This is a genomic window from Klebsiella sp. C239, assembly GCF_048822715.1.
GTDB lineage: Bacteria > Pseudomonadota > Gammaproteobacteria > Enterobacterales > Enterobacteriaceae > Klebsiella > Klebsiella quasipneumoniae.
This window is the reverse complement of sequence record NZ_JBMEZK010000011.1, coordinates 66,643-78,886: the sequence shown is the minus strand read 5'-3', so window position 1 is coordinate 78,886 and position 12,244 is coordinate 66,643. Positions and strand designations below refer to the sequence as shown.

13 protein-coding genes are annotated in these 12,244 nt (G+C 57.7%); 10 read left to right on the top strand and 3 right to left on the bottom strand.

Translation table 11 applies throughout. The features are described from left to right. Nucleotides 1–6 precede the first annotated feature (6 nt). Nucleotides 7–972, top strand: a complete 966-nt coding sequence (gene astE, locus ACOI6Z_RS23340) for a succinylglutamate desuccinylase (protein WP_023289298.1) — start codon at nt 7–9, stop codon at nt 970–972. 343 nt (nt 973–1,315) lie between these two features. Further along, entirely contained in the window at nt 1,316–1,801 is a 486-nt protein-coding gene (gene spy / locus ACOI6Z_RS23335; protein WP_072096650.1) for an ATP-independent periplasmic protein-refolding chaperone Spy, read from the top strand. A gap of 87 nt (nt 1,802–1,888) precedes the next feature. Here spy and cho read toward each other — a convergent pair whose 3' ends face one another. Further along, nucleotides 1,889–2,752 (bottom strand): excinuclease Cho, encoded by an 864-nt coding sequence (gene cho, locus ACOI6Z_RS23330; RefSeq protein ID WP_023289300.1) that lies wholly within the window; start codon nt 2,750–2,752, stop codon nt 1,889–1,891. Nucleotides 2,753–2,851: 99 nt separating this feature from the next. After that, a complete protein-coding gene (gene nadE, locus ACOI6Z_RS23325; protein ID WP_023289301.1) occupies nt 2,852–3,679 on the bottom strand; it encodes an ammonia-dependent NAD(+) synthetase in 828 nt (275 codons plus the stop codon). Nucleotides 3,680–3,961: 282 nt separating this feature from the next. On the opposite strand from nadE, the gene osmE reads away from it, so the two are divergent. The 8 genes from osmE (at nt 3,962) to chbG (ending at nt 9,886) form a co-directional block, all read left to right on the top strand. Further along, the gene (gene osmE / locus ACOI6Z_RS23320; RefSeq protein WP_023289302.1) at nt 3,962–4,300 is read left to right on the top strand and encodes an osmotically-inducible lipoprotein OsmE; all 339 of its coding nucleotides are present in this window, start codon (nt 3,962–3,964) and stop codon (nt 4,298–4,300) included. 278 nt (nt 4,301–4,578) lie between these two features. Beyond that, complete coding sequence (gene chbB / locus ACOI6Z_RS23315) at nt 4,579–4,899, top strand: PTS N,N'-diacetylchitobiose transporter subunit IIB (RefSeq protein WP_065812732.1); 321 nt, start codon at nt 4,579–4,581, stop codon at nt 4,897–4,899. A gap of 19 nt (nt 4,900–4,918) precedes the next feature. Then, nucleotides 4,919–5,035 carry a hypothetical protein gene (locus ACOI6Z_RS23310; RefSeq protein ID WP_032429133.1) on the top strand — a complete coding sequence of 39 codons (117 nt, stop codon included), beginning with the start codon at nt 4,919–4,921 and terminating at the stop codon, nt 5,033–5,035. Between the two features lie 11 nt (nt 5,036–5,046). Beyond that, nucleotides 5,047–6,405 carry a PTS N,N'-diacetylchitobiose transporter subunit IIC gene (gene chbC / locus ACOI6Z_RS23305; protein ID WP_004203823.1) on the top strand — a complete coding sequence of 453 codons (1,359 nt, stop codon included), beginning with the start codon at nt 5,047–5,049 and terminating at the stop codon, nt 6,403–6,405. A 53-nt stretch (nt 6,406–6,458) separates the two neighbouring features. Then, a complete protein-coding gene (gene chbA / locus ACOI6Z_RS23300) occupies nt 6,459–6,806 on the top strand; it encodes a PTS N,N'-diacetylchitobiose transporter subunit IIA (RefSeq protein WP_023289303.1) in 348 nt (115 codons plus the stop codon). A gap of 27 nt (nt 6,807–6,833) precedes the next feature. Continuing rightward, complete coding sequence (gene chbR, locus ACOI6Z_RS23295) at nt 6,834–7,658, top strand: transcriptional regulator ChbR (RefSeq protein WP_004203825.1); 825 nt, start codon at nt 6,834–6,836, stop codon at nt 7,656–7,658. Between the two features lie 110 nt (nt 7,659–7,768). Next, the gene (locus tag ACOI6Z_RS23290) at nt 7,769–9,115 is read left to right on the top strand and encodes a 6-phospho-beta-glucosidase (RefSeq protein ID WP_135732948.1); all 1,347 of its coding nucleotides are present in this window, start codon (nt 7,769–7,771) and stop codon (nt 9,113–9,115) included. A 12-nt stretch (nt 9,116–9,127) separates the two neighbouring features. Further along, complete coding sequence (gene chbG, locus ACOI6Z_RS23285; protein WP_032452530.1) at nt 9,128–9,886, top strand: chitin disaccharide deacetylase; 759 nt, start codon at nt 9,128–9,130, stop codon at nt 9,884–9,886. 56 nt (nt 9,887–9,942) lie between these two features. Here chbG and katE read toward each other — a convergent pair whose 3' ends face one another. After that, nucleotides 9,943–12,201, bottom strand: coding sequence for a catalase HPII (gene katE, locus ACOI6Z_RS23280; RefSeq protein ID WP_023289306.1), 2,259 nt, complete (start codon nt 12,199–12,201; stop codon nt 9,943–9,945). Nucleotides 12,202–12,244 lie beyond the last annotated feature (43 nt).

The following is a 12,244-nucleotide window of genomic DNA, read 5'->3' as shown; positions in this document are numbered from 1 at the left end:
GGCGCGGTGGAACACTTTCTGGCATTAACCCTGGCGGGGCGTTTGCCCCATCACTTTCACGGCGAGACGGCCCATTTCCGCTGGCACTGGCTTGGGGAGGGGATCCTTGAGCTGACGCCGCATGCGCGCTGCGAGCGCGGGCTGGTGCTCTCCTGCGCCATCCATGGCAACGAAACGGCGCCGGTGGAGATTGTCGACCGGCTGGTGCAGCGGCTGGTTCGGGAGGAACTCCCCCTGCGCTGGCGGCTGCTGGTGATCGTCGGTAACCCGCCGGCGCTGCGGGCGAATAAACGCTATCTGCACAGCGATATGAACCGGATGTTTGGCGAGCGCTGGCGGCAATTCCCGGCCAGCGAGGAGACGCAGCGGGCGCAGCGGCTGGAGCAGGCGGTGGGCCGCTTCTATCGCGACCACGATGGTCCGCGCTGGCACCTCGATCTGCATACCGCGATCCGCGGGTCGCTGCATCCGCGCTTCGGGGTGCTCCCGGCCCGCGATACGCCCTGGGAGGAGGATTTTCTTCACTGGCTGGGCGGCGCCGGGCTGGAGGCGTTGGTGTTTCATCGCCAGCCAGGCGGGACCTTCACCCACTTCAGCTGCGAGCGGTTCGCGGCGCTGGCCTGCACCCTTGAGCTGGGCAAAGCGCTGCCGTTGGGGGAAAACGATCTGACGCAGTTTGCCGCCGCCGAGGGGGCTATCTCCCGGCTGCTGGTGGGGGATCTGGCCATTGCCGACGCCCCGGCGCCGTTGCGCTACCGGGTGGTGCAGCAGATCACCCGCCATAGCGATGATTTCCGTCTGCATATGGCGGATCGGACGCTGAACTTCACCCCCTTCGCCCCAGGCACGCTGCTGGCGGAGGAGGGGGAGATGCGGTATGTGGTGGGGGCTGAGCCGGAGTATGTTCTGTTTCCCAATCCGGCGGTGGCGAGGGGGCTGCGCGCTGGCCTGATGCTGGAAAAATTACCCTGAGGGCAAGCCGTCCGCCGGGCGGCCTGCTTAATTTCGCGCGTCGTTTTACATCTTCTTATTTTTTCGTGCGCCAGTGTAAATTTGCAGATTATTCCTGGTAAAATGCTTTGTTTTTAATCTCTCCTCCTTTATACTCTCCATAATTTCTCTGCAAAACAGTAGGTTATTTATTTTTTATTGCAATTCCTCGTTCAAATTCCTTATTTTCTCCATAATTGGTGAGAAACTGTTTTTTACACTTTCATTGTTTTACTCTTGCTCTGACTAATTGACGATTAACGTCGTAAAGTTAATCTCGTCAACACGGCAACGCGCCGTAAGAATAACGTAAAGTAAGGATTGAATGATGAAGAAACTCACTGCACTGTTTGTTGCCTCTACTCTGGCTCTGGGCGCGGCTAACCTGGCACACGCCGCCGATACCACCACCGCGCCGAGCGACAGCAAGCCGATGATGATGCATCATAAAGGCGGCCCGGGTCAGCATGACATGATGTTTAAAGGCCTCAACCTGACCGATGCGCAGAAGCAGCAGATCCGCGACATCATGAAGAGCCAGCGCGAAAACATGAAGCGTCCGTCCCTTGACGAACGCCGCGCGATGCACGAGCTGATCGCCAGCGATACCTTCGACAAGGCGAAAGCGGAAGCGCAGATCGATAAGATGGAGGCGCAGCATAAAGCGATGGCGCTGTCCCGCCTGGAAACGCAGAACAAGATCTACAATATTCTGACCCCAGAGCAGAAAAAACAGTTCAATGCTAATTTTGAGAAGCATCTGACAGAACGCAACGCGCCGGCAGGTAAAATGCCTGCACCCGCTGAATAATGTAGCGTACTGAATCAAGACCGCCGGTCTTGCCCAATAATGCCATCAGGCGTTGGGCAGGGCCGGCGGTTTTTTCTTTCTGGCTTCTCAGCTAAGCGGGTGCAGCGGGTAGTTGCCGCTGAGCAGAGGCTTACAGAGAATTTTGTAACCATCCTGGTCGAATCCGGCGGGCAGGCGAGTGAGCTCAGCGGCCTGGTCGAGCGAGTCGACGGCCCCCAGCCACAGCCAGTTATGAATGACATGATACTGCGTCATATCAGGGCCGCGCTCCTCCAGCGCCACCGGTCCTGCCCAAGGCCAGCACACCAGCTGCAGCTTGCTCATCTGCGCCAGCAGACGCTGGCGGTGCGCCTCCACGCTCTCCTTTCCACAGCAGGCGCCGGCGCAGCGGCCCAGCGCGGATCGAAAGCAGGCGCGACCGCGGCTGAGCGGCTCCAGACCGAGCAGGCCATAACAGAGGCGCTGTTCGTCAGCGAGGCTCTGCAGCATCTGCAGCGCCGCCCGCCGGTTGGCGAACAGACCATAGAGATGCTGCTGATGAGAGAAATCAACCTCGCGGGCATAGACAATCTGCGGCCGGTCGTCCGCAAGCAGCCAGGCGCAGAGTTGCTTGTTACGCCGTAGCCGCTTGTTAAACAGCGGCTGCTGCTCTTTAATTAACCGCGCCTCCAGCAGCAGCGCCCCCAGCTCGCCAGCGGTGCGCTGCCAGGTAATACGCCGGGACTGACGCAGCATCGCGGCCTCTTCAGGCGTGCGCAGGTGGGAGAGCACCCGGCTGCGCAGGTTAACGCTCTTGCCGATATAGAGCGGCATCGTGTCGCTGTCGCCGTGAAACTGATAGACGCCCGGCAGCTTCGGCAGCGCCTCCAGCCACGGGCGAAGGTGTTCGGGATATTCATAGATCGCCGCCGCCTCAAACTCCAGACGCGGGGCAGATTGCTTTCTGGCCACAATAACTCCTGATACTGTCTATCCATCCAGTATAGCAGGCGGTTTTTGCGGCGAAAAGCGCAAAAAATAACCCCGGCGCGGGCCGGGGCGGGGGAGGGACTATTTTTTCCAGAAATCGTCAAAGACGGTGATGGGCGGCCGACGCTTGTGTTCGGTTTTCAGATACCAGCCTTCGATCGTTTTGGCGATGCTGGGGTCCAGCGTTTTGCCTTCCAGATAGTCGTCGATATTCTCATAGGTGACCCCCAGCGCCACTTCATCCGGCAGGGAGGGGCGATCGTCTTCCAGATCGGCGGTCGGCAGCTTCTTATACAGATGTTCCGGGCAGCCGAGATGGGCCAGCAGCTGTTTGCCCTGACGTTTGTTCAGGCGGAAGATCGGGTTGATGTCGGTGCCGCCGTCGCCATATTTAGTGAAGAAGCCGGTAATCGCTTCCGCCGCATGGTCGGTGCCGACCACCACCCCTTTGGTCATCCCGGCGATGCTGTACTGGGCTTTCATGCGCTCACGGGCTTTTTCGTTGCCGCGAACGAAGTCGCTCAGTTCGATCCCCGCTTCGCGCAGGGCCTGTTCGCTTGCCAGCACCGAGGCTTTGATATTCACCGTCAACACGCGGTCAGGCTGAATAAAGGCGATGGCATCCTGGCAGTCCTGCTCATCCGCCTGCACGCCGTAGGGTAAACGGACGGCGATAAACTGCAGGCTGCTGTCGCCAGTTTCGGCGCGCAGTTCATTGATCGCCATCTGGCACAGTTTCCCCGTCAGGGTCGAGTCCTGGCCGCCGCTGATACCCAGCACCAGCGATTTAATAAAAGGGTAAGTCTGCAGATAGGATTTCAGGAAATCGACGCTGCGGCGGATCTCGCCTGCGGCATCAATCTGCGGCTTCGCGCCCAGCGCCTGAATAATCTCTTGTTGTAGCGTCATCGCGCCCTCCGAAAGTGAATCTGTTTGGCAACCTGTTGGCTTAAAGCTACCTCTTTGCCGCTGAAACGACAAGGACCGGGGTTTTGACTGCCGGAAAAGAAGGCAATCAATGACATAGGATTTCATTATAGATGCCCGCGCGCAGGAGAAAGCGCCGGTCGTCGGCGGAGCGTCAATCCTGTTTACGCAATAACACAATCAGACATGATTTCGCTGTTCGGCTTGAAAAATAACACTATTTATTCCAGGCTTATCGTTACACAGTGGAAGAGAGGAACCAAAATGAACAAAAGCTTAGCAGGAATACTGGGCGTCACCGTCGCGTTAACCTTACTCGCGGGCTGTACCGCTTACGATCGTACCAAAGACCAGTTTACCCAGCCGGTGGTGAAAGATGTGAAGAAAGGAATGTCGCGTGAGCAGGTGATGCAGATCGCTGGCAAACCTTCAACGGAAGTGACGATGGTCCATGCCCGCGGCACCTGCCAGACCTATATCCTCGGTCAACGAGATGGTAAAGTGGAGACCTACTTTGTGGCCCTCGACGAAACGGGGCACGTGATGAACTCCGGCTACCAGACCTGCGCTGAGTATGATACGGATCCGCGCAACGCTAAGTAAGCGCCCTACTGTTGACTGAGTTGTACGTAAGCCCGACCACTGGTCGGGCTTTTTTGTGAGTCCTGATGCTTATTTAATTGCGCGAATTATTTGGATGAAAATGTGAGGGTAGTCAAAACCGGAGGTCAATGAGAGACAATTCTGTTCAACAGGGAATTATCACGACGGCTCAGGTTGCCGTATACTCAACCCATAAACAGAATTAACCGGATGTTACCAGTCTTACCGGCTCTCAGCGGTTACTGAAGGCCCTGGTCTCACACATTGAGGAAGCGTTCATGGAAAAGAAACACATTTATCTGTTCTGCTCGGCAGGCATGTCCACGTCACTGCTGGTCTCCAAAATGCGGGCGCAGGCGGAAAAATACGAAGTCCCGGTCATTATTGAAGCCTATCCTGAGACTCTCGCGGGTGAAAAGGGACCGGAAGCCGACGTTGTATTATTAGGGCCACAAATTGCGTATATGTTACCGGAAATTCAGCGCCTGCTGCCGAATAAACCGGTAGAAGTCATCGATTCTCTTCTGTATGGCAAGGTGGATGGTTTAGGGGTATTGAAAGCCGCCGTCGCGGCCATTAAGAAATCTGCAGCACAATAATTTTAAATTTTAAAACTCGATATATTTTGACGCCTGGCGGCATCCCGTTGCCGGACGTCAAAGAATAAAGAGTTTATTTTCCCGTCAAAGAGTAATTTCATACATCATCGCCGTAATAGTTTATTGCGGCTTTTAAGGGTATTGACTATGAGTAAAGTGATCGACTCGCTTGAAAAGGTACTCCTTCCTTTTGCAGTGAAAATAGGAAAGCAGCCGCATATTAATGCGATTAAAAATGGATTCATTAAATTAATGCCGTTGACCCTCGCCGGGGCCATGTTTGTATTAATTAACAACGTTTTTCTGAGCTTCGGCGAAGGCTCTTTCTTTTATTCCATGGGCATTCGCCTGGATGCCTCCACCATTGAAACCTTAAACGGTTTTAAGGCTATCGGCGGTAACGTCTATAACGGCACCCTCGGCATTATGTCGCTGATGGCGCCATTCTTTATTGGCTCCGCGCTGGCGGAAGAGCGCAAAGTCGACCCGATGGCCGCAGGCCTGTTGGCGGTCGCGGCCTTCATGACCGTGACCCCGTATAGCGTGGGCGAAGCCTATGCCGTCGGCGCCAACTGGCTGGGCGGGCAGAACATCATCTCCGGCATGATTATCGGTCTGGTCGTCGCGGAGCTGTTCACCTTCGTGATCCGTCGCAACTGGGTGATCAGACTGCCGGACAGCGTGCCGGGGTCGGTATCGCGCTCTTTCTCCGCGCTGATCCCTGGCTTCTTGATCCTCTCCATCTTCGGCATTATCTCGTGGGCCCTGTCGAGCTACGGCAGCAACTTCCACCAGATCATCATGGACTCCATCTCTACGCCGCTGGCGGCGATGGGCAGCGTGGTCGGCTGGGCATACGTCATCTTTAACTCCCTGCTGTGGTTCTTCGGGGTGCACGGTTCGCTGGCGCTGACCGCGCTGGATAACGGCATCATGACGCCGTGGGCGCTGGAAAACATCGCGCTGTACAACCAGTACGGATCGGTTGATGCGGCGATCGAAGCGGGTAAACAGTTCCACTTCTGGGCCAAGCCGATGCTCGACTCCTACATCCTGCTGGGGGGGTCCGGGGCGACGCTGGGTCTGATCATCGCCATCTTTATCGCTTCCCGTCGCGCTGACCATCGTCAGGTTGCGAAGCTGGCGCTGCCGTCAGGCATCTTCCAGATTAACGAACCGATTCTGTTTGGCCTGCCGATCATCATGAACCCGGTCATGTTCATCCCGTTCGTGCTGGTCCAGCCGATTCTGGCGGCCATTACTCTCGCGGCCTACAGCCTGGGGATTATCCCACCGGTGACCAACCTGGCGCCGTGGACCATGCCAACTGGCCTGGGGGCGTTCTTCAACAGTAACGGCAGCGTCGCCGCTCTGCTGGTCGCCCTGTTCAACCTTGGCGTCTCCACCCTGGTCTACCTGCCGTTTGTGGTGCTGTCGAATAAAGCGCAGACCGTCATCGAGCAGGAAGAGAGCGAAGAAGACATCGCTAACGCACTGAAATTCTGATACCGCGCGGTACGGGCAGCGTCCCGTACCGCCTGAGAAATGAGGGAAATATTATGTTTGATCTGGACAACATCGACGCGGTAGAGACCCCGGAAAACGACCTCGAAGAGGTGGTGATGGGGCTGATTATCAACTCCGGACAAGCCCGTAGCCTGGCCTATGCCGCGCTAAAACAGGCCAAGCAGGGGGATTTTGCCGCGGCGAAATCGATGATGGAGCAGTCGCGTCAGGCGCTGAGCGAGGCGCATCGCGTGCAGACCCAGCTTATCGAAAGCGACGAGGGCGAAGGGAAAATGAAGGTCAGCCTGGTGCTGGTGCATGCTCAGGATCACCTGATGACCTCCATGCTGGCCCGCGAGCTGGTTGCGGAATTGATTGAGCTGCACGAGAAGGTACAATAGGCCATCACGACGATGAGGCAGCCCAGGATGATGACCACCGAGATCAGTACCGCCAGAGAACAGCAGTTGTTCAACGGGAAGAACTTTCATGTGGTCATCTATAACAAAACGGAAAGCGTGAGCGGGCTCCACCAGCATGATTACTACGAATTTACCGTCGTATTAACCGGGCGCTATTACCAGGAGATCAATGGCAAACGGGTGCTGCTGGAGCGCGGGGATTTTGTCTTTATCCCGATGGGCTCGCACCACCAGAGCTTCTACGAATTTGGTGCGACGCGCATCCTTAACGTCGGCATCAGCAGGCGCTTCTTTGAGAAACACTATCTGCCGCTGCTGCCGTTTGGCCTGGTGGCGTCGCAGGTCTACGCCGTGCAGAGCGCTTTTCTCGGCTATATTGAGTCGGTCATCGCCTCACTCAATTTTCGCGAAACGGAATTTGACGAATTTATCGAGCTGGTCTCCTTTTATGTCATTAACCGTTTACGTCACTATCGCGAAGAGCCGGTTGCAGACGTCGTCCCACAATGGTTAAAAAATACCGTTGAGGCCATGCACGATAAACTGGAGTTTGGCGAGAGCGCCCTCGAGAATATGGTTCGGCTATCGGGCAAAACGCAGGAGTATTTAACCCGGGCGACCCAGCGCTATTATGGTAAAACGCCGATGCAGATAATTAACGATATCCGTATCAACTTTGCCAAAAAGCAGCTGGAAATTACCAACTATTCGGTGACGGATATTGCCTATGAATCAGGGTACAGCAGCCCGAGCCTGTTTATTAAAACCTTTAAAAAGCTGACCTCGTTTACGCCGAGCAGTTATCGCAAACATTTGACCAGTATTAATTAAACCCGCGCGGTATTAGCCGCCCGGCTTACACCGTAACTAATTTAAGTTAACTGTCCGCATTTATGCGGAGAGCGGCCTGCGCCCAGGCGCAGCGCCTAAGGGAGAAAAAAATGAGCCAGAAATTAAAAGTCGTCACCATTGGCGGCGGTAGCAGCTATACCCCGGAATTACTGGAAGGTTTCCTGAAACGTTATCATGAACTGCCGGTGACAGAGCTGTGGCTGGTGGATGTGGAAGAGGGCCAGGAGAAGCTCGATATTATCCATGCGCTGTGCGAGCGGATGGTGGAAAAAGCCGGCGTGCCGATGAAGGTTTATAAAACGCTGAACCGCCGCGAGGCGCTGCAGGGCGCGGATTTCGTTACCACCCAGCTGCGGGTGGGCCAGCTGAAGGCGCGTGAAAAAGATGAGCGCATCCCGCTGAGCCACGGCTATCTTGGCCAGGAGACCAACGGGGCGGGCGGGCTGTTTAAAGGGCTGCGCACCATCCCGGTGATTTTCGACATCGTGAAAGATGTGCAGGAGATCTGCCCGGACGCATGGATCATTAACTTCACCAACCCGGCGGGCATGGTCACCGAGGCGGTCTATCGCCACACCAGTTTCAAACGCTTTATCGGCGTGTGCAACATTCCCATTGGCATGAAGATGTTCATCACCGACGTGCTGCAGCTCAGCCCGAGCGATGAGCTGAACATTGACCTGTTCGGTCTGAACCACCTGGTGTTCGTCCGCGACGTGCTGGTTAACGGCGTCTCGCGCTTCGATGAACTGCTGGACGGCGTTGCCTCCGGCCGCCTGACCGCGAACTCGGTAAAAAATATCTTCGACCTGCCGTTTAGCGAGGGGCTGATCCGCTCCCTGCGCCTGATCCCATGCTCCTATCTGCTCTATTACTTTAAGCCAAAAGAGATGCTGGCGATTGAGATGGGCGAGTACTATAAGGGCGGCGCGCGCGCCCAGGTGGTGCAGAAGGTGGAGAAGCAGCTGTTCGAGCTGTATAAAAATCCGGATCTCAAGGTCAAGCCGAAGGAGCTGGAGCAGCGCGGCGGCGCCTATTACTCCGATGCCGCTTGCGAAGTGATCAACGCTATCTATAACGACAAGCAGACTGAGCACTATGTGAATATCCCGCATCATGGCCATATCGATAATATCCCGGCGGACTGGGCGGTCGAGATGAGCTGCACCTTAGGTCGCGATGGCGCGAAGCCGACGCCGCGCATCACCCATTTCGACGAGAAGGTGCTGGGGCTTATCTACACCATCAAAGGGTTTGAAATGGCGGCCAGCCGGGCGGCGATCAGCGGCGAGCTGAACGACGTGCTGCTGGCGCTGAACTTAAGCCCGCTGATCCATTCCGATCGTGACGCCGAGCAGCTGGCGCGGGAGATGATTCTGGCTCATGAAAAATGGCTGCCGAACTTTGCGGCGACGATCGAAAAACTGAAAGCGTAACGGGAGCGGCAAATGGAACGCGTATTGATCGTCAACGCCGACGACTTCGGCCTCAGTAAAGGGCAGAACTACGGCATTATCGAAGCCTGCCGCAACGGCGTGGTGACATCGACTACGGCGCTGGTCAACGGCGCGGCTATTGACCACGCCGCCCAGCTGAGCCGCAGTACGCCGGAGCTGGCGGTCGGGATGCACTTTGTGCTGACGCTGGGCGAACCGCTGTCGGCCATGCCGGGGTTAACCCGCGACGGCCGGCTGGGCAAATGGATCTGGCAGCAGGCGGAAGAAGATACCCTGCCGCTGGAGGAGATTGCCCATGAGCTGGCGTGTCAGTACCGTCGTTTTATCGATCTCTTCGGCCATGAGCCGACGCATCTCGACAGCCATCACCATGTGCATATGATCGCCCCGATCTATCCCATCGTCGCCGCTTTTGCCCGCGACAAGGGCATCGCGTTGCGCATCGATCGCCAGGTGGCGGCGCAGAGCGGTCTCGATCAGCAGGCGGCGCGCAGCAGCGCAGGCTTCAGCAGCGAGTTTTATGGGGAAGCCGTCTCTGAGGCGCTGTTCCTGCAGACGCTGGACGCCTCAATCGCCCGCGAGGAGCGCTCCCTGGAGGTGATGTGTCATCCGGCCTTTGTCGACCAGACCATCATGGGCAGCGCCTACTGCTACCCGCGGCTGGGCGAGCTTGATGTGCTGACCTCTGCCTCGCTGAAAGCGGCGGTGGCCGACCGGGGTTATCGCCTGGGAACCTACCGCGACGTGTAAGCCCGACGGGGGAAAGGAAAGTGAGTCAAGCCCGGCACACCGTGCCGGGCTTTTTGCTACGCCGGAATAGCGGCGATTTTCGGGCTTCTCGACCACACCCGGTGGGCCGTCATCAGGGCGAGCAGTTTATCTGCCGCCGGGGTGTCGAGAGCATCGGTAACGATGACGCCCTCTTCGCCCTGGGCCGGGACCTGGAGAACCGACGTTAACTGCCGCGCATCGCCTGCCAGCAGGATCGGCTTCAGGTGCTTATAGGCCTCCAGCAGGTAGTAGCGCGCATCGCCGCTCTGGCTCAGGGCGCTGAGGTCGCCGCCGGGCACCACCACGGCATCCACCGTCAGCGATGGGGAACCGGCGAAGGTGCCGGCGATCGGCACGGGAGAACCATCGTCGGCGATGACCTCGCCCATCCGCGAATAGAGCAGTTTACTGTGCACGCCCTGGGCCTGTAGCGCCTGCAGGAGATGGACCAGGTCCTGCGCCGAGGTACGCTCATTGAGCAGCACCGCCACCACGCGACCTTTCACATCCCCTTCGGCGTCCGCATAGAGGCTGAGGGTGGGATCTTTCTCCACGCCGTTGACCGGGGAGGGCAGAGTGAGGCTGCGCTGCTCATCGCTCAGTTCAATACCTAAATTCGCCCCGACCGCTTCCGCCAGCCGGGTATCAATATGGGCCAGGTGATCGACCACCCGCTCGCGGATCCAGGTGCGGACCACTTTGCTGAGCTCGAAGCTGAAGCCATCGATAATATGCTGCTGCTCAATCGGCGTCTGGCTCAGCCAGAACAGACGCGGCTGGGCGTAATATTCGCCGAATGAAGGGCTGCGCTGGCGGATCTTCTCACCGTCGACGCGCTCGGCAAGGGACTCGAAACCGCCGCGTTTGGCGGCTGGCGGCGTCTCGCGCGGCCAGTTGTCGTTGATCGAGTTGGGTTCGTAGTTGGCCGGGTTGGTGTCAATTTCCATCCGGTGCATACCGTCGCGCTGGAAGTTGTGGTACGGGCAGGTTGGCCGGTTGATCGGGATTTCATGGAAATTCGGTCCGCCGAGGCGGCTAATCTGCGTATCGGTGTAGGAAAAGAGACGCCCCTGCAGCAGCGGATCGTTGCTGAAATCGATGCCCGGTACGATATGCCCGGGATGGAAGGCCGCCTGTTCGTTCTCGGCAAAGAAGTTGTCCGGGTTGCGGTTGAGGACCATTTTGCCGACCCGTTGCACCGGCACCAGCGCCTCAGGGATCAGCTTGGTGGGATCTAACAGGTCGAAGTCAAAATCAAATTCGTTCTCCTCGGGGATCAGCTGCAGCCCGAGCTCAAATTCCGGGTAGTCCCCGGCTTCAATGGCCTCCCACAGGTCGCGGCGATGAAAATCGGGGTCACGGCCGGTCAGCTTCTGCGCTTCATCCCACACCAGCGACGCCTTGCCGGCGACCGGTTTCCAGTGGAAGCGAACAAAGGTGGCTTTGCCCTCGGCATTGATCAGGCGGAAGGTGTGGATCCCGAAGCCTTCCATGGTGCGATAGCTGCGCGGGATGCCGCGATCGGACATCGCCCACATCACGTTGTGCAGCGTTTCCGGCTGCAGGGAAACGTAGTCCCAGAAGGTGTCGTGAGCGCTTTGTCCCTGGGGGATGGCCCAGTGGGGCTCAGGCTTCACGGCGTGGACAAAGTCGGGAAACTTCAGCGCGTCCTGAATGAAGAAGACCGGGGTGTTGTTGCCGACGAGGTCAAAAATCCCCTCGTCGGTGTAAAACTTGGTGGCGAAGCCGCGAATATCGCGAACGGTGTCCGCCGACCCCGCGCCGCCCTGCACGGTGGAGAAGCGCACAAAGACCGGGGTGATTTTATCGGCTGCCGAGAGAAAATCGGCTTTGGTCAACGCTGTCAGACTTTTGTAGGGCTGGAAGTAACCGTGGGCCGCTGAGCCGCGGGCATGTACGATACGCTCCGGAATTCGCTCATGGTCGAAGTGGGTGATCTTCTCCCGCAGAATGAAATCTTCCAGCAGCGTTGGGCCGCGGGCGCCGGCGCGCAGCGAGTTCTGATCGTCGGCAATGCGCACGCCCTGGTTGGTGGTCAGCGGATAGTCTTCTCCGCCTTTGCGCTGCGGCTCCAGGGCGTCAAGTTTGCTGCTGTGGGTATCAGGCGCTTTCAGGCTGCCAGGGGCGGTCGGTTCAGCGCCAGGGGCGGTGGGTTTCGGCGTGGGGCGCCACTCCCGATCATCCGGCGCCAGCGAGTCGAGACCCGGCTGCGCTTCCTCGCTGCCGTGAACCGGTGCCTGCTGGTGGTGCGGGTTTGGGTGCTTATCAGACATTGCTCGTCTCCTGCTTTCATTGCTAAAAGTGGTCGTTGATAAA

What these genes read in the sequence shown, in the direction of transcription:
- spy (WP_072096650.1), top strand. Translation starts at nt 1,316, where the DNA reads ATGATGAAGAAACTCACTGCACTGTTTGTTGCCTCTACTCTGGCTCTG.
- nadE (WP_023289301.1), bottom strand. Translation starts at nt 3,679, where the DNA reads ATGACGCTACAACAAGAGATTATTCAGGCGCTGGGCGCGAAGCCGCAG.
- osmE (WP_023289302.1), top strand. Translation starts at nt 3,962, where the DNA reads ATGAACAAAAGCTTAGCAGGAATACTGGGCGTCACCGTCGCGTTAACC.
- chbB (WP_065812732.1), top strand. Translation starts at nt 4,579, where the DNA reads ATGGAAAAGAAACACATTTATCTGTTCTGCTCGGCAGGCATGTCCACG.
- chbC (WP_004203823.1), top strand. Translation starts at nt 5,047, where the DNA reads ATGAGTAAAGTGATCGACTCGCTTGAAAAGGTACTCCTTCCTTTTGCA.
- chbA (WP_023289303.1), top strand. Translation starts at nt 6,459, where the DNA reads ATGTTTGATCTGGACAACATCGACGCGGTAGAGACCCCGGAAAACGAC.
- chbR (WP_004203825.1), top strand. Translation starts at nt 6,834, where the DNA reads ATGATGACCACCGAGATCAGTACCGCCAGAGAACAGCAGTTGTTCAAC.
- ACOI6Z_RS23290 (WP_135732948.1), top strand. Translation starts at nt 7,769, where the DNA reads ATGAGCCAGAAATTAAAAGTCGTCACCATTGGCGGCGGTAGCAGCTAT.
- chbG (WP_032452530.1), top strand. Translation starts at nt 9,128, where the DNA reads ATGGAACGCGTATTGATCGTCAACGCCGACGACTTCGGCCTCAGTAAA.
- katE (WP_023289306.1), bottom strand. Translation starts at nt 12,201, where the DNA reads ATGTCTGATAAGCACCCAAACCCGCACCACCAGCAGGCACCGGTTCAC.